12 protein-coding genes are annotated in these 18,278 nt (G+C 74.8%); 2 read left to right on the forward strand and 10 right to left on the reverse strand.

The features are described 5' to 3' along the window. A partial coding sequence (locus tag FMEAI12_RS15625; RefSeq protein ID WP_112106585.1) for an amidohydrolase family protein occupies window positions 1–1,285 on the reverse strand: 1,285 nt, incomplete at its 3' end. Window positions 1,286–1,382: 97 nt separating this feature from the next. Between FMEAI12_RS15625 and FMEAI12_RS15630 the strand changes: the two genes are divergently transcribed. Together FMEAI12_RS15630 and FMEAI12_RS15635 are read left to right on the forward strand one after the other, a co-directional pair. After that, window positions 1,383–2,609, forward strand: coding sequence for an enoyl-CoA hydratase/isomerase family protein (locus tag FMEAI12_RS15630; RefSeq protein ID WP_235014038.1), 1,227 nt, complete (start codon window positions 1,383–1,385; stop codon window positions 2,607–2,609). A gap of 120 nt (window positions 2,610–2,729) precedes the next feature. Beyond that, window positions 2,730–3,140 (forward strand): hypothetical protein, encoded by a 411-nt coding sequence (locus tag FMEAI12_RS15635; protein WP_112106587.1) that lies wholly within the window; start codon window positions 2,730–2,732, stop codon window positions 3,138–3,140. Between the two features lie 105 nt (window positions 3,141–3,245). Here the strand turns inward: FMEAI12_RS15635 and FMEAI12_RS15640 are convergent, their stop codons facing one another. From FMEAI12_RS15640 to FMEAI12_RS15680, 9 genes are all read right to left on the reverse strand, one after another. Further along, a complete protein-coding gene (locus tag FMEAI12_RS15640; protein WP_112106588.1) occupies window positions 3,246–5,507 on the reverse strand; it encodes a BTAD domain-containing putative transcriptional regulator in 2,262 nt (753 codons plus the stop codon). Between the two features lie 68 nt (window positions 5,508–5,575). After that, window positions 5,576–6,769: a hypothetical protein gene (locus tag FMEAI12_RS15645; protein ID WP_235014039.1), complete on the reverse strand. Its 1,194-nt coding sequence runs from the start codon at window positions 6,767–6,769 to the stop codon at window positions 5,576–5,578. A gap of 601 nt (window positions 6,770–7,370) precedes the next feature. Then, complete coding sequence (locus tag FMEAI12_RS15650) at window positions 7,371–8,309, reverse strand: NAD(P)-dependent oxidoreductase (protein WP_112106590.1); 939 nt, start codon at window positions 8,307–8,309, stop codon at window positions 7,371–7,373. A 58-nt stretch (window positions 8,310–8,367) separates the two neighbouring features. Continuing rightward, entirely contained in the window at window positions 8,368–9,027 is a 660-nt protein-coding gene (locus tag FMEAI12_RS15655; RefSeq protein ID WP_112106591.1) for a carboxymuconolactone decarboxylase family protein, read from the reverse strand. A gap of 101 nt (window positions 9,028–9,128) precedes the next feature. Further along, on the reverse strand, window positions 9,129–10,991 hold the full coding sequence (locus FMEAI12_RS15660) for a class I adenylate-forming enzyme family protein (protein WP_112106592.1): 1,863 nt from the start codon (window positions 10,989–10,991) through the stop codon (window positions 9,129–9,131). A 140-nt stretch (window positions 10,992–11,131) separates the two neighbouring features. After that, on the reverse strand, window positions 11,132–11,935 hold the full coding sequence (locus tag FMEAI12_RS15665; RefSeq protein ID WP_112106593.1) for a DUF3050 domain-containing protein: 804 nt from the start codon (window positions 11,933–11,935) through the stop codon (window positions 11,132–11,134). A gap of 213 nt (window positions 11,936–12,148) precedes the next feature. Further along, window positions 12,149–12,367, reverse strand: a complete 219-nt coding sequence (locus FMEAI12_RS15670; RefSeq protein WP_112106594.1) for a hypothetical protein — start codon at window positions 12,365–12,367, stop codon at window positions 12,149–12,151. Between the two features lie 172 nt (window positions 12,368–12,539). Beyond that, window positions 12,540–13,022 carry a hypothetical protein gene (locus tag FMEAI12_RS15675; protein WP_235014040.1) on the reverse strand — a complete coding sequence of 161 codons (483 nt, stop codon included), beginning with the start codon at window positions 13,020–13,022 and terminating at the stop codon, window positions 12,540–12,542. Further along, a complete protein-coding gene (locus FMEAI12_RS15680; RefSeq protein WP_112106595.1) occupies window positions 13,019–18,211 on the reverse strand; it encodes an AAA domain-containing protein in 5,193 nt (1,730 codons plus the stop codon). Before FMEAI12_RS15680 ends, FMEAI12_RS15675 begins: the two co-directional genes overlap by 4 nt. Window positions 18,212–18,278 lie beyond the last annotated feature (67 nt).

Below are 18,278 nucleotides of genomic sequence, written 5' to 3' on the forward strand. Positions count from 1 at the left end.
GGTCGAGCGCGGTCCGCCCGTCGACCCGCTCCCCGCCGCCGAGCACCCGACCGGACGCCGTGCGCCGCTCGCGGGCGGCCCGGATGGCCCGCCACGGGTCCGGATGACCGAAGGGTGCGTCGGTGCCGGCCGCTACCGCGATCCCGGCGGCCAGCAGCGACCGGCAGGGATAGAGCCAGTCGAGGTCGTCCGGGTCGACCTCCGCGAGGTAGGCGTCCCCGCGCTCGGCGACGAAGTTCGGCTGGGTGACGACGGTGAGCCCGGCGGCGCCGACCAGCGCGGCCAGCTCCGGCGGGACGACCGCGCCGTGCTCGATCCGGTCGGCGGTGCCCGGCGGCGGCGGGCCCGCGTCGCCGATCGCGGCGAGGGCCACCACGAGCTGGACGCGGGTCACGCAGTGCACGGCCACCGAGGCGCCGGCCCGGTGCGCCCACCGGACACGCTCGGCGAGCGCGTCCGGCGGTGGCAGGTTCGTGTCATCCAGCATGATCTTCACCGGGCCGGGTGAGATCCCGTCCGGGAGGGCTGGTCCGCCGTCCAACGGCCGCATCAGCGTCAGACGCTGCGGCAGCGTGCCCGAGGCGACGGCGTCGGCGAGCGCGGCGGCATCGGAGGGCCGCCGTTGCGGGGTGGCGTCGGTGAAGCCGGTGACACCGACGGCGAGGGCGGCCCGGCCCACCGCGCCGAGATCGGCCGGAACACGCGGAACCCTGCCGGCCAGCCAGCCGTCGAGCCGCCACAGCCGCCCCGTGGGAACCGCGTCGGGCGTCCGTTCGACGCCCTCGACGTCCAGAAAGGACTCCGGGCCCAGGCCCACCGCGCGCAGACCGGCCGAGTTGAGCACCCACAGTGCGCCGCCCCGGTGCTGCACCCGGGCCGGGACGTCGCCGGTGAGCGCGTCCAGGGCCACCCGGTCGAGGTCCCCGGCGACGGCCGGATGGTAGCCGACCCCGCGGAGCCAGCCGCCGGCCGTCCCGGCGCGCGCCGCGGCGGCGGCCGTCCGCAGCCGGTTCGCGAAATCCCGTGGCCCGGTGATCTCAGGCGGGCCCAGCACGACCGATGACGCGGCCGCGGCCAGCGACATCAGGTGGATGTGGTGGTCGTGCAGGCCGGGGAGCAGGGCCCCGCCGACGGCGTCGAGCTCGTCCTCGCCACGCTGCCGGGCGAGGCGCTGCCCGGGCGGCCCGATCTCGGTGACGACCCCGCCGCCGATCCGGACGTCCACCAGCCCGCCCGCCGGCCGCCCACCGCGGCCCAGGACAGCCTCGGCGCGTCTGACCAGCACGGGATCACCTCGGGGCGCGGGGGAGCGGCAGCCCGAGAGTACGGTGCGCGGGCCCGTGCCCGGCACGACGGCACGGGACGGGCCTAACGTGGGCGCCGTGGATGTTCGTCAGGACCAGGCGGGGGCCCACCCGACCGGGCGGGGGAGTACGACGATCGTCCCCGGCGTCGCTGCCCCGGATGTCGCCGCCGCGGATGTGGCTGTCCCGGAGATCGATGTCCTGGAGCCGGAGGAGGCGCTGCTCCTGCTGCGCGCCGACCCCGAGATGTTCGCCGCGCACACCGGACGGCCGCTGCTGGCCGTGCGCGCCCACGGCCCGCTGGCGGTCGAGGTCGGCGAGCTCGCCCGCTGGCTGCCGTGCGTGCTGGTGGGTGTCGCGCCGGATCTCGCCGATCTCCCCCCGGGCATCGAGTCGGCCGGCTACGACGTGCTGCTGACCGGCGAGGCCACGCCGCCCGCCCCGTGGGTCGGCCCGCTGCGGCCGGGCGACGGGTTCACGGCCGCCCTCGGCGCGATCGCAGCCATGACCCGTGCCGTCCCCGGCGCCTGCGTGGCGTTCACCCAGCTGGTGCGGTACTCGGCGGGGATCGACGTCCGCGACGCCGTGATCGCCGAGTCGTTCACCTACTCGACGCTGCAAGGCGGCCCCGAGTTCGCCGCCTGGCTCGCCGGGCACCGTGCCGCGCGGGAGCGTCGCGAGGCCGGGGCCGCCACCGCGCCGGTGCGCGCCGAGCCCATCGGCCAGCCCACGGAGCCGGCGGTTCTCGTCGAGCGGGACGGCGACGAGCTGTGGGTCGTGCTGAACCGGCCGCGCGTGCACAACGCGGTGAGCCGCGATCTGCGGGACGGCCTCGCCACCGCGTTCGCCCTGGCCGGGGCCGACCCGACCGTCACCGAGGTGCGGCTGCGGGGGGCCGGCCGCTCGTTCTGCAGCGGCGGCGACCTCACCGAGTTCGGCTCGCTGCCCGACCCGGCCCGCGCCCACGCGGTGCGGACCACCCGCAGCATCCCGCTGTCGCTGCTGCGCTGCGCGCGCCGGGTCACCGCGTACATGCACGGGACCTGCGTGGGAGCCGGGGTGGAGGTCCCGGCCTTCGCCCGGAGGGTGATCGCCGATCCGGCGACCACCCTCCGGCTGCCCGAGCTCGCGATGGGGCTGGTGCCCGGCGCGGGTGGGACGTCCAGCGTCGTGCGCCGGGTCGGTCGGGAGCGCGCCGCGTTCCTGTCGCTGACCGGCTGGCCGCTGGACGCCGCCACCGCGGCGAACTGGGGCCTGGTTGACGAGGTCCGCCCAGTGCGCGGAGACGCCCGCCCTCCGGTGTGATCACCCAGGTCGCCGCGCGGCGAGTTGGGTGACGACCTCCCGTCCCGGGTTAACTCCGCCCCTGTCGGGCAGAGGTGGGGGCAGGCCTGACCCCACCGAAGCGGACGAAGGGCTCGGTCCATGAGCGTCGAACACCCTGTGGTGGACGTGGAGAACGCGAACGTGGAGATCTTCTACCGATGCCGGCGATGCGGCCGTGCGTGGGAGCGCTCGTTCGGTGTCACCCGCTGGTTCGACGACGACGGCGGCCTCGTCGAGGTCTACCGGTACAACGGGGTCCCGGTCCCCTCGCCTCGCGGCGGTCCGCCGTGCGCGTTCTGCGGCAGCCTCACGGTCGACTGGGCCGAGACCCCGCTGCCGCCCGCGGTGGAACCGCCGTCAGCCCTCGGCCCGCCGCGGCCGGTACACGCGGTGCCCTGGCCGTCCTGGCGGACCTGGCCGCGCGACGAGTGGCCGCAGCGGCGCACCGCCTTCCCGTTCCTGCTGCCGCTGCGCCCCCAGCTGCACCCCCGGACCTTCCGTTTCCCGTAGGACTTCGGTGCGTGTCTCCGCCCACGGAACATCGGCGGGCCGCCCGTTCACGGAATGCCCTCCGCCGTCCGCCCTTCGCTGACGCCCGTCGCCGACCAGCCGCGGTCAGGACGCCATCGCCACCGCCGCGTCGAGGTTCGCCATGCCCACCCGGACCTGCGTGGCGCGCGGGTCGGCGAGATTTTCGAAGATCCGCAACGCCCTGCTCCATGCCTGGTGGGCGGCAGCCGGATCGGAGAGCTGGAGGTAGATCTGTCCCAGCAGGGCGAGGACGCGCGCGCTGGTGTGACGGTCGCCGATCTCGCAGCAGACCGCCAGCGAGCGGCGGCACGAGGTGGCCGCGTCCTCGTGGCTTCCGTAGGCCAGGTAGTCCTCGGCCAGGCCGAGGTGCGCCAGCCCCACTCCCCACAGGTCACCGAGGTCCGCCAGGATGGCGGCGCTGCCGCGGTGGCAGGCGACCGCCCGTTCGGGGTGGTGCAGCCTGCGCAGGGCCCGCCCCCGCTCGATCTGGGTCAGGGCGTAGCCCCAGAGGTTCCCGGCCTCGGTGAAGATCTTCTCCGCGCGGCGGTGGTGGACGATCATCTGGTCCGGTCCGTGCACCTGGCCCAGGCCGAGCAGGCTGCACGCCTCACCCCACGGGTCCGCCGTCTCCTGCCGGATCGCCGTCGCCTTCTCGATCAGGTCGACGGAGCGGCCGAGCAGGCGTAGGTCGCGATAGGCGAGGCCGGCGCTCAGCAGGAGCGCGGCCTCGCCGGACCGCTCGCCCAGGTGCCTGGCGGAGACGAGGCCGATCTGGGCGGTTGTGATCCAGTCCGTCCAGCGCTTGCTGAGATGGAGATAGCCGGTCAGACCGGCCGCCAACTGCCAGGCGATGGTGTGCTCGGCCGTGCAGGCGGCGACCCGGACCGCGGTCACGAGGTTCGCGTGCTCGGCCGAAAACCAGGCCGACGCGTCCCCGTAGCTGGCGAAGCCCTCGCGGGGGAACTCGGCCACGCCCGTACCCGGGACCTGCCGACGGCCGTAGGGATGCAGCACGTCCTCGGCCGCGATCGCCGTCTGCAGATACCACCCGAGGAGCCGGGCCAGGGCCCCCTGCCGCTCGGCGTCGGTGTGCTGGGCCCGGGCCACCGTGCGCCCGAACACCCGCACGGCGGGGGGCAGCCGGTGCCGGCCCGGGGCGGGGCTCTCCAGAAGCCGCAGATCGGTCAGGATGCCCAGCTCACGCCGCACGATCTCCACCGGCCGGCGCAGCATGGCACCCGCCGCCGCCAGTGGCAGGTCGTCTCCGTCCCATCCGCTGAGCAGGCGCAGCGCCCGCGCCGGGTCCGGATCGGTGGCCGTGCGCGGTGCCGGCAGGCTCCCGTAGCGGGCGGCGACGCCCTGGCGGACCTCGGCTGCCGGGGCGTCCACGGTCGACAGGACGGGCGGTCCGGGCCGGGTGGACGCCCCGGGCGGGGCCGGTGGCGGAAGGGTGCCGGCTGGTGGCGACAGGGTGTCGGCCGGTGGCGGGAGGGTGTCGGCCGGCGGAGTCCCGGGCGTGCCCGGCGGGGGCAGGCGCGCGTGGACGTCCGCCGTGGGCAGGAGATGCGGGTCGTCGGCCAGCATCAGGCCGTGCAGGCGCTGGAGCCCGCGGCCGGGATCCACCCCGAGCTCATCCCGCAGGATCCTGCCGACACGGCGGTACGCCTCGAACGCCTCGGCCTTGCGGCCGCAGCGGTACAGGGCGCTGATCAGCAGCTCCCAGGGGTGCTCCCGGATTCTGGTCTCCTCGACGAGGCGCCGGAGACCGGGCAGGGCGATGTGGTGATCGCCCAGCATCACCTGGGCGGTCAGGGCCAGCTCCCGCAGCCGCAACCGGGCCTCGGCCAGGTGCGGTGTCTGTTCGCACCGCAGCCGCTCCACCGGCACGTCACAGAACGGGTCGCCGCGCCAGAGCGCCAGCGCCTCGCGGGCGTCGCGGCCGGCACGGGTCCAGTCCGCCCGGTCGGCGGCCTCCTGCGCCCGTCCGGCGAGATCGGCCAGCATGACCAGGTCGACCTCCAGCCCGTCCCGGAGCTCGATCACATAGCCGGGGGAACGGGTGACGAGGTGCCCACCCACCGCCGGCCCCAGCAGCCGGCGCAGCCGGCTGAGGTAGTTCTCCAGCGTCTTCTTGGCGGACGGTGGTGGCGAGCCGTCCCAGAGCAGGTCGGCTAATCGGTCCGTCGAGACGACGGTGCCCGCGTCGACCAGCAGCGCGGCCAGCACACCGCGTTGCTTCGCGGCGGAGACCGGGATCGGGCGGTCGTGCCCGTCTCGGACCTCGAGCGGGCCGAGCAGCTGGAACCGGGGGATCCCGCCGGCCTGGTCCGTTCCGGCTGTCTTCAACGGTCCTCCAGGGCGATCGGGTGATCTGACCGGGATGGATGCCCTTGGCGCGTCCCGAGGCGCCGCCGCTAGCACGGCAGGGCCTCCCAGGCCCCGGTACCCAGATCCGGCCGGCAGTGGATGTCGGACGGCCGGGAGCTGTGTCGAGGTGGTCCCCCCTCGCACGCGTCGAGACCGTCGATCGCACCCGCCGGGCAGGTGTCCGCGGGGGCCTGCGTGGCTCGGGCGGCCCAGGCGGCGAGATCCAGGGCGAACAGTGTGTCCCCGGTGCCGGCGACCTGCCTGCTGGCGGTCAGCAGCACTTCCGCCCAGGCCGCGTCATCCGCGTGCGCCCGGCCGGAGCGGGCCGCCGGTGCGCCGGCGCGCAGGCGGTGTGCCTCCAGGGCCAGCCGCATCCCGGCCGCGGCGTCGGTGGGCAGGACGGCCGTGGCGAGCCGCGCCAGCAACCCTCCGACACCGGGCGGCCCCATGCCCATCGTGGCGCCGGTCACCGTGCCCGCTGTCGTCTCGGGTGCGTCGACGGTGATGCCTTCGTACCAGGTCAGGGCGGTTCGGTCGGCCCGTGCGCGCACCAGCGCCGCGCGCAGCAGCTCGGCGCGACGGCCGTCGCCACCACAGCGGGGCACCACGCGCAGCGCGTCCTCCAGGCCGGTGGCGAGATCCGGCGGGTTCGGTGAGGAGAACCGCCGCTCCAGGACGGTCGCCGGCGCCGAGGCGCCGAGGTTGGCGGCCGCGACCGCCAACCGGGCGGCCCGGCCCTCCTCGCCGGCCCCGCGGGCCTGCCGGATGACGGCCGCCACCCGGCAGGCCCGGGCCAGGTAGCCCACGTGGGGGGAGGTACGGGGCAGGCCGGGGCCGGCCACGCCGGCCGGGCCGAAACAGCTCAGGTAGCCGCGCACGGCGCGGTCGGCGGCCGCGACCGCCATGTCCGGGTCCCCGAACGCGCCGAGGACGTCGCTGCCGAGCGCGAGGGTCCGGGCCTCATCGGGGCCGTCGGCCCCGTCGAGCACGTGGCGGGCGCGCAGCGCCGCCTGCGCATCCGCCAGCGCGGACGCGCCGCAGCCCCGCTGGGCGTGCAGGACGGCGCGCCGGGCGTACACGTCGGAGATCCACCCGCCCGCCGCCGGTACGCGCCCGGCGAGGGTCGCGTACGCCCGCTCACTGTCATCGAGTGCCCGTATGGCCTCGCCGTCACTGCCGGCCCGATGCAGCAGGGCTGCCAGATCATACAGGACGCCACCGAGCAGCTGGGCTCCGCGCACGTCCCCGGGGGACTGTGCGTGGAGTACGCGCGCCAGCCGGCCCGCGTTCGACTGGAACGTGACCGCCAGGTGCAGGTCACCGCCGCGCCCCGCGCCCCGCGCGCTCCGCAGGAGCGCCGTTATCTGTTTTTCTCGCGGCGGCCGTCTTCGTTGGTGGTTCCGAAACAACCTGGTCTGTCCTCACGTCGCCAGTCAGGGCGGGGCTCTGGAATCCCGTATCCGCGCAGCGGCGCCCGCCGCCCGCCGGCGGTGCCCACTGGCGGACAGAGGTGCCGGCCGATCCGCGGCAGGGTCCCACTTTTCCCCGCTGCCATTGCCGGTCGATTCATTGCCGTCCGTGAAATGTTTTTCTCGCCAACTCGATTAGGAGTTTGGATTGCGGGTGGAGACTTGTCAACACGCTACGTTTGGTTACATTCGGCGCGAGATCTTCCGCGCTGCCCGTCACCGTTCTTCGTCGAGATCGGCGCTGCTGTGTCCGGCGTGGCGGGCGGGAAACTGGGAAGTACGGGTTTCTCACCTGCGCGGACGGGTTCTCGTGGAAACCGCCGGCGGCCGGGAACGAATCCGGTTGTTCCGGCGGGATCACGTGTCCGGCGAATCAGGCCGTCACAATCGGTCGCGGTGCCGGAGTGAGGTCGGCCGGTGCCGTGGCGAAGCCGGCCGGGGCCGGCGGGGCCGGCGGGGCCAGGATCGTCGCGAGCGCGCGGCGCGCGGTGGCGACGAGGTGCTCCGTGCCTGGAAGGCAGTCGGCCAGCGACGCCTCCAGAAGATCCAGGTCCTTCGTCAACAGCGCCACGAACGCGTCGGGGGGAGGGCCGCCGTGCCCACCGATGGGCGGGCCGCCCGGGATGGGGAGCGATCGTGCGTTCGCGCTGCACTCCTGCAGTGCCACCCGCACCCCGTCCGGGTCGAGGCCCAGCGTGCCCGCCGCCCGAAGCGCCTCGGCGGCGGCGCTGCGGTGCACGATGAACAGCGCGTTGTTCACCAGCTTCGTGAGCTGGGCGCTGCCCACGTCACCCGTGTACACCACGGTTCTCCCGAACAGCTCGAAGACAGGCGCGCACCTGTCCACATCCCGCCGGTCGCCGCCGGCCAGGACCACGAGCTGACGGCCCGACTCGTCGGGCGCACCGTTGCTGACCGGGGCGTCGAGGACTGTAATGCCACGTCCGCGGGCCCGGGCGGCGAGATCGACGCAGGTCCGGGGCGAACAGGTGCTGTGGATGACGACGAGGCCGCCCGACCGCATCGTCTCCAGCAGCCCTCCCGGCCCCGCCACGACCGTCCGGACGTCCTCGTCGGAGTAGACGCACACGCTCGCGACGGTGACGCGGCGGCCCAGCTCCGCCAGCGTCCCCGCGACGCTCATCCCGGCGGGCCGGAACTGCTCGACGCGGTCCGTCTGCGTGTCGTACACGACGAGGTGCCGGCCGGCGGAGGCACAGCGCCTGACTATCTGGGAACCCTGATGCCCGAGGCCGACGAAGCCGTAGGTCTCGTCAGCCAGGGACGGGTCTCCCTGCGGGGCGGCCAGCATCGCGTGCGTTCTCCTCAGCGGTGGAAGGGTTCGGTCGGCGGCGGTCAGCCGGCGGCGGTCAGCGCGAGTCGTCCTGGAACAGGACGTCCCGCAGCGTCTCGGCGGCCCGCGCGGGGATGTGCCTGCTCACCTCGTCGAGAACGTCCCGCAGGTCCGCCACCGACAGGTCCGTCGATTCGAGGGCCGAGCGGACGTGGTGGCGCAGTGCGTGGAACGTCTGCGTGGTCGCGCAGACGCCGATCGAGATCAGTCGTCGCTCCCGTACCGTCAGGTGCGGCCGTCGCCACACCTGCCCGAACACGAACCCGAGCATCCCGGCCTGGACGAACGGCGTGTCCCGGCGCGGGGCCTCGAGCAGGTTCACCGTGCGGAAGGCGTCCTCGCCCGCCCGCAGCCGTGTCTCCCAGCTCTCCGGGCCCAGCGACGCGGTGTCGAGCAGCGGCCAGGGCGTGATCTCCTCGCCTCGCTCGGACCGCAGCCGGGCCCACTGGCGCCGGATGACGGCCTCGGCCTCCGAGCCCCGCGGCCAGCCGGCGTACACGGCGTACTGCAGTACGAACTCCTGCAGTTCCGCCAGGGTGATCTCGTCCCGGTCGAGTACCTCGAGCACCCGCTCGGCGAGCGTGTCGGCGGAGCCGGCCGAGGCGAGGCACACCAGCTCGACCCAGCGGCGGCCCTTCGTGTCGAGGCCCTGGCGATCCGTTCCTGTGATGGTCATGTCCGTCCCCTCTGTCGACGACTGCGGGGCGTGCGCCGCCCCGTCCCGGCTCCCGCCGGCCGGCCCGCGTCCGGCCGGCCGGCGGGGACAGCGCACGGGGGCTAGCCGGACGAGGCCGCGACCAGTGGCGCCGGGCGGTCGGCGATCTCCAGGGCGACGGGGCGGTTCGCCTCCGGCACCGGCATCGGTTCGGTCCGCTCACGGAACGCCCGCTTGAGCGTCTTGCCGGTTACCCCGATCGGGAACTCGTCCCACGGCACGATCTCCACGGCCACCAGGTGTTCGGCCGGGGTCAACAGCGCGTTCAGCTCGTCGCGCAGCTCCCGTGCGGTGGTCGAGGCGCCGGACCGCACCGCCACCGCCGCGGCGGGCAGCTGGCTCCCGTCGGGCTGACGGGCGGCGTAGACGCAGGCGTCGAAGACCGCCGGGTGCCGGTGGACGCGTTCCTCGATGGGAAGGCTGTAGACCTCTCCCACCCGCGTGCGGATGACGTCGACCTCCCGGTCGAGCTGGACCACGTGGCCGCCCGACCAGCGGGCCACGTCGCCGGTGAAGAACCAGCCGTCGCGGACGGCCTCGTAGGTGAGCGAGTGGTTGTTCCAGTAGGCCTCGAACAGCGTCCTCCCGCGGACCTCGAGCCGGCCCACCTCTCCGCGCGGGACCACCCTGCCGTCCCGGGCGATGCGGACCCGGGGCCCGAAGGGGGTGGAGTGCCGCCGGCCGATCCGGCGCTCGTAGCGACGGGTGAACCGGCTGTAGTAGCGCAGCACCGACGGGGTGCCGACCTCGCTCGAGCCCTGCGCGTCCAGGTAGACCGAGCCCCCCATCGGCAGGCCCAGCCGGCGGAACGTGCCGCCGACCCGGACGCAGGGCCTGATCATCTCCTCGTGCGCGGCGTCGGCCGTACTCGCCCAGAACCGCATGGCGCGCAGGTCGTGCGCCGCGAGCGGGACCTCCTTGAGCTGGGTGTAGGTGATCGGAAAGCCGAAGAAACCGGTGTAGCGGCCGCTGGCCAGCTCCTGGACGGCCCGCGGCGCGTCGAAGTCGAGGCCGGTCGCCCGCGTCCAGTGGGTCCGCACACCCAGCAGGAGCAGACTGTGGAAGGTCATGATGACCGCTTGGTGGTTGTTGGGCACCGCGAAGTAGCCCTTGTCCCGCCGTGGCGAGACGTGGACGTAGCACAGCCACCCGCGGATGGCGCGGGCCTGCGGCCCGTTGCGCAGGATCACCGCCTTGGGGAACCCGGTGGTGCCGGAGGTGTGGACCAGGTAGAGCGGTTCCCGCCGGCCGCGGCGGACGGCGGGGGCGGGCCGCTCGACCGCCGCGAGCAGCTCCTCGATCCAGTGGACGGCCGGCACCCCGGCGCGTTCCAGCGCGGCGGACAGCTCCCGGACGTCTGTCTCCGGGGTGTCGCCGACCCGCCCGACCAGGACGACCGTGTCGACCCCGTCCGGAGCGCCGCCCTCGCGCAGGACGCGCAGCAGCGTCGGGACGTCGGCCAGCAGGATCCGGGCGTTGACGTTGAGCAGGTAGGGCGCGACCTTGTCGGCGGCGAAGGCGCCGTTCATGGGGCAGGCGACCCCGCCTGCGCGCACCACCCCGAGATGAAGGAGGTGGATGTCGAAGTGGTTCCGCTTGAGGATGACAACCCGTTGGCCGTGGCGCAGACCGAGGGCGGACAGGGCCGCGGCGACGCGGCCGGCCGTGGTCTGGACGTCCCGTGCCGTCCAGCTGTCCGGGCCGGGCCCGTCCGTGCCACCGGGCTGGGGCACGGACCACGAGCACGGCTCGTCGCTGGTGAAGAGAACCCGGCCGCGATGGCGGCGGGCCGCCCGGTCGGGGATCCGCTCCAGCGATATCGGTCCCAGCGCGAGTCGCAGCCGTCGGGGTAGCGCGACCGACGTGCAGACGAACGCCGTGTAGGCGGCGAGGACTCCCAGGACCACGACTAAGGCGACGATCATCGGCGCTCCTGACGGCCGGAGGGTGAGACGACGAAGCGGTGTTTGTGTGAGGTGGTTTGGTGGCGCAAGGTGGCCAAATGGGTGCCATGTGGCCATGTGGCCATGTGGCGGGTGGTGGCGCGGCGGCGTTGGTGCGGTGGTCAGGAGACCTGCTGGACGGGACGCCGGTTCGGGAGCGACGCGGCGATGCCGTCCCACAGCGCCGCGCGGGCCCGCAGGCAGTCCCGCACCACGGCCGCGCACTCCCGCCACCGCTCCCGGTCGTCGCCGGCGAGGGCCACGAGCATCTCCATCGCCATGGGGGTGTGCTGCTCCCCGTCGACGGCCACATGCCGGGACAGGTAGTCCCGGAAGGCCGAGAAGTCGACGTCGCCGTCGAGGACCTGGGTGAACATCTCCGGTATCAGGTCCTCGCGCCCGAAGGCGAACGCGGCGGCCAGAGAGTGCAGCGGCGCGGAGCCCAGCAGGTCCCAGGTGAGGCGTACGAACCGCGCGGCCGGCGCCGGCACCCGCGCGCGGGAGACCGCCTCCGGCACGGGGGTACCGGCGGCCAGTTCGGCGAGGAATCGCTCGATGGGCCCGGTGTCCGCCCCGGCCTCCGCCATCGCCTGGAGATACAGCTCGAAATGGCTGATGTAGGAGTCGCCGTACTCGTCGCTCTCCTCGACGAGGACGATCTCGTTGATCAGGCGGCGGCAGTTCCGGTGCGGGGTCGGCACCCACGGCACGTCGACACACGTGAGCCTGCGTTGCAGGGTCTTCAGCAGGGACATGAAATCCCAGACCGCGAACACGTGGCTGGTCATGAAGGTCGTGACGTCGTCCGGCGTCACCAGGCGGCCGTACACGGCATGCGTGAGAACGTCGTCCCGGGCCGGGGTTATCTCCTCCTTGAGCCACCGGACCGACGGATGGGCGCCACCCCAGGAATAGCGACTCGGCACGGGTCATCCACCTTTCGACGGCCTGAGGAACCGGCCGTCCGCGGACGTCCGTCGACCGGACGGCCCGTGGGGGACCGGTGGGAGCAGGTTTCCCGTCTCCGGTAGCGCACCGGTAGCGTGCCGGCAGCTTCCTGCCGCTACTTGGCATGGGGCCGGGGCGGCCGGCGCGGGCGCATGGGCGCCGCGCCGACCGCCCCGGTTCGGACGGCACCGTCAGGGCCGCTGCTTCGGGTCCTCCCCGGAAGGCGGGTAGCCCTCGCGGTAGCGGCGCCCGTCCGGTGCGTAGCGGACGGGCGCGGCCAGCGCCGCCTCGCCGTGACGCCGCCGGTCGGCCAGGTGATCCCGGACGACGAAGACCAGCGGCACGGCGAACATGACGGCGAGCAGGGCGACCGCGATCAGCAGGCGGCCCCATTCGAACTCGGGATTCATACGGCTCCTGGAACGTCCAGAGGAGCCGCTCCACGGTCCGGTGACACGGACGCGTAGCAGGACGCGTTCAGTGGGCTACGTGGCTGTTCAGCGGGTTACGTGGCTGTTCAGCATGCTGCGACGCGGGTGTCAGCGGGCGTGGAGTCCGCTCCCCTCGGGGCAGTCGGTCGCGTCACGCGTAGGCGGGCGCCCTCGGCGGCGCGCGCGGGCCGGGGCCGCCGCGATGCTCGAACGGGGTGCGCCCGGCGGAACCCCGGCCCGGCACCAGCCAGGCGGCACCCACCGCGAGAACACCCAGCGCGGCGCCCAGCGCGAGGAGCTGGTGGTCCGAGCGCTGCTGCTGGCCGACCATCGGCGGCCGGCCGTCGAACCAGGCACGTCCGAGATCCGTGGGGATCGGCGCGGCCGCGGTCGAGGCGCTCGACAGGGTGCCCGGGGACGCTGACGTGCTCGGGGACGCCGGCCCCTCGGCTGTCACGGCCGCCGGGGCGATCGCGGCGATGTCCGCCGACCAGCCCGCCCCTGCCGCGGCCTGGCTCAGAGCGTTCGGCGTGGCGCCGACCAGCCCGAGCACCGCCAGCAACGCCGCCCAGAGCAGCGAGGCGCGGACGGAACGGCGGGCCGGCATCAGCCGAGGGTAGCCGCCGGCGCTCACGGCCGGCCCGGGCGCGGTGGTCGTCCGCCCGCGGGCTCGGCGCGCAGCAGCCTGGTCACCGAGCCGTACCGCCGGGCGACGTCCGACTCCTCGGGGAAGTACTGCACGAGCCCGGCCCGGGTGCTCCCACCGGGCCCGGTGGGAGCACGGTCGGACAGGTCGACCGGCTGGTCGCGGCGCCGGTCCGCGGCCCGCAGCACCGCACGTGCCTCGCGTTCGGTGAGCCAGGTGATCCGGCGCCCGCCCGCGTTCGGACCCGCCCGCGGCCGCAGCAGCACGGCGGCTCCGGGCTGGGGCTCGACCTCGCCACCGCCGGACCCCGACGCCGCGAGCTCCGGATGGGCGAGCAGGAGATCACACGGGTCGATCGCGACGATGCGGGCCCGGCCCCCGGTCGCCCCGACCGGTACGTCCCGGGCGAGGGCCAGGGCGGTGAGCACGGCCTCAGCCTCCTCCGGCCGGACCCACCCGGCATGGCGGTATCCGTCCGGGACGGCGTCCCCCGCTCCGACAGGCGGCCCCGTTCTGCTCGGTCCCGGGTGCGCTGGTCCGGTGGCGGTGCTCTCCCCGGGCGGCTCGGGCCGCTGGTACGGCACCCCGGGCGGGACGCCCGGGGTGCCGAGATCCGCGATGCCCGAGCCCCCCGGGCCCGTTGAATCAGGCGGGGTACCGGCGCCGGCCGGCCGGAGCGGGGCGGTGGGCGCGTCCGGGGATCCGGCGTTCGGCTGGGTGTCCGGCGCGATCCGCGCCGTCGGGACCGTCGGGGCGAGCGGCGTCCAGCGCATCTCCTCGGCTGGGTCTGGCGGCGTGGGGCTCGCCGGTGCCGGGCGGATGCCCATCTGGTCGAGACGCTGCCACAGCCCGTCGAGGGTGCGGGCGGGGTGCCGGTAGAACTCCGAGCCCCTGATCCGCCAGAAGGTCCAGCCGAGCCGCTCGAGAATGCGCTGGCGGCGCAGGTCGGCCTCCCACTGCTCCGGGCCGTGGTAGCGGTCCCCGTCGCACTCGACGGCGATCCGGGCGCTTTCGCCCTCGATCACCAGGTCGATGCGGAAGCGCCCCACCGGATGCTGCGGGCGCACCCGGAACCCCCGGGCGAGGATCTCGCGCAGCACCGCCCGCTCGAACTCGCTCTCGCACAGGTCCTGCAGCCGCGCCACCTCGTCGGGGGCCCGGGCGGCGTACATGTACTCGATGAGCTGGCGGCGCACGTCGTCGTCGCGCAGCGTCTCCGCGGCCACGGTGTGGAAGACCCAGAGCTGGTCACGGGCCCGGCTCGCGGCCACGTTGACCCGCTGCATGTCGCGCCGCCGGGTGGCCGCCGAGCGGTTGTCGTCGGCGACCACGGACACGAAGATGACGTCCCGCTCGTCCCCCTGGAACTGGTACGGGTCGCCCACCCGGATCCGGCGGCGGACGTACTCCTCCTCCCCGAGCTTCTCGACCAGGCTGTGCTCGATCAGCCGGGGCTGGCCCGCGCCGAGCAGGGTGACGACGCCGAACGTCATCCCGTCGTAGGCCGGGTCGGCACAGCAGTCGACGATCTGGTCGACGACGGCGGCCGCCTCCACCGCGTTGGCGTCGCCGAACCTGCCCGGTGCCCGCCCGCCGCCGGCCACCCGGACCGGCCGCAGTGCCGGGCCGACCGTGACCTCGGGCGTCTCCCGCAGCGGCAGGATCTGGTGGTCGTAGAACCGGTTGGAGAAGCCGATGATCTCCGGCAGGCAGCGGAAGTGCTCCTTGAGCACCACGGTGCGCGGGAACACCCGCGTCGCGGTGTCGTAGAGGCTCGCCTCGACGTCGAGCAGCGAGCGGTGCGCGACGTCGGGCAGGTGGTCCTCGATCAGGGCGAAGACCCGGTCGCGGGAGATGCCGACGGCCGACGGGCTGGTCTGCTGGTCGTCGCCGACGACGACCGCCTTGCGGCCCAGGCTGAGCACGCCGAGCGAGAGCACGTCGCACTGGCTGGACTCGTCGACGATCACGACGTCGAACGGGTCGTTCACCCGGGGGTCGAAGCTCTCCATCACCCGGTGGATCGGCATGATCCAGATTGGGACGGCGCCCATCGCCTCGGTCATGTGGCCGCGCGCCTCGGCCCGCCAACGCCCCGCGAACCGGCCCGTCCCCTTGCCGATGCGGCTCAGCGCCTGCACCCACCCGGTGAGGGCCTGCCGCTGCTCCGGCCCGAGATTGTTCGCCAGCGCGAGACGGGCGGAGCGGCGGGCAACCTCGAGGACGAGTCGGCGGACGCTCTCGGTGGCATCGTCGAGACGCCGCTGCAATGCCGGGACGTCGGCGCCGGAATGGAGGTCGTCGAGCCAGGTCTCGGCCTGCCGCCACCGCCACAGCCCGGCGAGCTGTTCCGGATCACCGCAGGTGGTGGGATCGCCTAGGTCGGCGAGGATGAGCCCGGCCCAGCGGGGGGCCACGGTGGCGAGCCGCTCCGCCAGCTCGGCGCGCCGGTGGGCCGCCGGGCGCAGCGCACGCAGCCGCGCCGACTCCTCCAGCGCCCGCGCCCAGGCGTCGAGATCCCGACTCCGCAGCGCGTCGGTCAGCTCCGACCACAGCACACTCGCCTCGGGCGTGTGCCGGCCGATCCGCAGCAGCTCGGCCAGGTCGGCGAGCTCGGTCTCGGCCGCGCGCTGGGCTATCCGTGCCCCGGCGAGCTCGAGCAGTTCGGCGTGACGGAGCAGGTCCGAGGACGTCGGGCGGACGGGCAGTGCCGGGAAGAGCGCTCGCAGCCGGCCGGCCAGCGCCGGGCCGGGGCCGGAGTCCCAGGTGAGCGCGGCCGCCATCGCGGAGCTCACCGCGTCGAGCGCGGGCAGCGCGGCGAACACCCCGGCCTCGCCGCCGCCCCCGGGCCCCTCGGCCAGGGGAGGCGCGCCGAGCTGGACGGCCATGTCCGCATGACGGGTGAGCGCCGCGGCGGACCGCACCCGCCCCTCGATCACCGCGGCCGCGATGTCGAGGTCGGCGACCGTCTTCGCCGGATAGCCGTCGACGATCAGCCGCTCGGCGAACTCCCGCAGCTCCCGCCCACCGAACCGGGGCAGGCCGCGCCCGCCGGCGAGGCGCTCGCGCAGCTCGCCGAGCAGCCGGAGCTGGTCACGGGGGTCACCGCCCGGCACCTGCGCGGTGTGCCCGAACACCCGGACGCGCAGGGCGTGCAGCGCGGTGACGGCCGCCGCGAGCTCGGCCGCCTGGCCGCGCCAGAAGTCGGCCAGGCGGGGCGAGGAGGCGCACTGGTCGCGCAGGGCCACCAGCCACGGCTCCTCGACCGCGCGCAGCGCCGCGACGCCGGCCAGGGTCTCGGCGCGCAGCTGGGCGAGCCCAGCCTCGCCCAGCTGATCGACCGCGATGGCGGTGAGCCCGGCGCGCTCCGCCTCGGCCACGCCGGAGCCCAGCTCGTCCAACCGCTGGAACAGCGCGGACAGCGGCGTGGCGCCCGGCAGCGCCGTCGGGTCCGGCAGCGGCCGGCCCGCGGCCGCTGCCTCCTCGGGGGAGATCTGCCGGGCCAGCGCGACCAGGTCGACCAGCTCGCCCGGCCGCAGGGGCGGTGGCGCCACCGGGTCGAGCCGGTCGGGGACGAGCCCGAGTTCGTGCTCGTTGCGCGCGAGCCACTCGGAGACGTCCGCCGCCCGGGCCCGGCCGTGTGGCAGCTCGAACTCGTGCTCCTCGCCGCGCAGCAGCTCCACCAGCTCGAGCTCCAGCGCGCGGGTGCGGGAACGCACCGCGTCCAGCTCGGCGGCGAGCCCGGCGACCTGACGGGTCTCGGCGCGCAGGTCGACATCGGCGACGGCGGCCTGGATCTCCACCACCGAGGCGCGCAGCTCCTCGATGTCGGCCTGGCTGGAACCGAGAACGGCGACCGAGAGGTGCCGCAGCTCGGCGGGGATCTTCTCCCGCAGGACCACCAGCGCCTGTTCGTCCTGCGCGGTCACGAGCACGCGGCGCCCGTGCGCCACCAGGTGACACACCAGGTTGGCGATCGTGTGGCTCTTGCCCGTGCCCGGCGGGCCCTGCACGGTGACGCCACGGGACGTCGCCAGCTGGGTCGCCACCCGCTCCTGGTCATCGTTGGTCGGCAGCGGCATGAGCAGCCGCGCCCCTGTCGCCGCCCAGCCGTCGTCGGCTCCGCCGCCGATCGGATCCGGGTTCCCGCCACCGGCGAACTCGCCGCGGGCCTCCTCGAGTGCCTCGGTGACCAGCGCGTCCGGCGCGACGACGGCGGCGACCGCCTCGGGCAGGAAGTCGAGCTCGGCCATCGCCTCGCGTAGCTCGCTGTAGAAACGCGCGCCGGTGGCGGGCCGCGGCCGCAGGAACAGCGCCCACGTGTCGACGACACGGGCGTCCGGCCCGGGGGGCGGCAGGTCCGGCCCGGGCAGGACGGCGGCGTCCAGACCGAGCGGCGCGACCAGCTGATCGTGGATCTCGGCGAGCTCGGCCGGATCCCACACGTCCGGCGGGTCCGCGCGCAGCCGGTCGCGCAGGCCGGGCAGCGACCGGAGTTCCGGTGCCTCCAGCCCCCGCACCGGATCGGTCTCCAGCACGGTCGAACCGTCCGGCGACACCCGGATGAGGCCGGTGTCCTGGTCGACCTCCACCTGCACGGGGGTCACCAGCAGGGGGTGTTCGACGATTACCTGCTCGCCACCGGCCGCGGCCGGCTGCCAGCTCAGCACCGAGTGGCCCCAGACGAGCTGCAGCCCGGCGGTGTCGGCGGCATGCCGCAACCGCAGGTCGAACAGCCTCTCGTAGAGCTGCCGGGCGGCGTGGGCCGCCCGGGCCGGCGCCGCCCAGGGCTGCCAGGAGTCGTGAACCCACCGGGCATGGGCGCGGGTGACGGCGGCGGGATCCTCACCGCGCCCGGCCGCCCGCTCGGGCAGATCGACCGGCAGCGCCGGTGGCGCGTCCGGCAGCACCTCCACCCCGCCGATGTAGGGATACAGCTCCCGGGGGACCCGTGGCGGCTCCGGGGCGGCGACCTTGCCGACCTCCAGCCAGCTCGCCCGCGTCTCGCCGGGGCCGAGCCGCACGGCCGCGTGCACCGGCACGTCACGCGGCAGCACCGGCACCGGCGTGTACTCGGCCAGGCGGCGGCGCGGCGCACCGCGCAGGTCTGTGGCGAGCGCGGCCAGGTAGTCGAGCAGGCGGAGCGAACGGCTCTTGACCAGGTCGAGGGCGGACATCGGACTCCTCCGGCGGGTGGGTCAGGTGGCGCGGAGCGCCCCGTCCGCCCGCACGGGCCGGGCTGGC

The organism is Parafrankia sp. Ea1.12, from assembly GCF_900465275.1.
GTDB lineage: Bacteria > Actinomycetota > Actinomycetes > Frankiales > Frankiaceae > Parafrankia > Parafrankia soli.

Coding starts and splice junctions, on each gene's coding strand:
- FMEAI12_RS15635 (WP_112106587.1), top strand. CDS start 2,730: ATGAGCGTCGAACACCCTGTGGTGGACGTGGAGAACGCGAACGTGGAG.
- FMEAI12_RS15650 (WP_112106590.1), bottom strand. CDS start 8,309: ATGCTGGCCGCCCCGCAGGGAGACCCGTCCCTGGCTGACGAGACCTAC.
- FMEAI12_RS15655 (WP_112106591.1), bottom strand. CDS start 9,027: ATGACCATCACAGGAACGGATCGCCAGGGCCTCGACACGAAGGGCCGC.
- FMEAI12_RS15660 (WP_112106592.1), bottom strand. CDS start 10,991: ATGATCGTCGCCTTAGTCGTGGTCCTGGGAGTCCTCGCCGCCTACACG.
- FMEAI12_RS15670 (WP_112106594.1), bottom strand. CDS start 12,367: ATGAATCCCGAGTTCGAATGGGGCCGCCTGCTGATCGCGGTCGCCCTG.
- FMEAI12_RS15680 (WP_112106595.1), bottom strand. CDS start 18,211: ATGTCCGCCCTCGACCTGGTCAAGAGCCGTTCGCTCCGCCTGCTCGAC.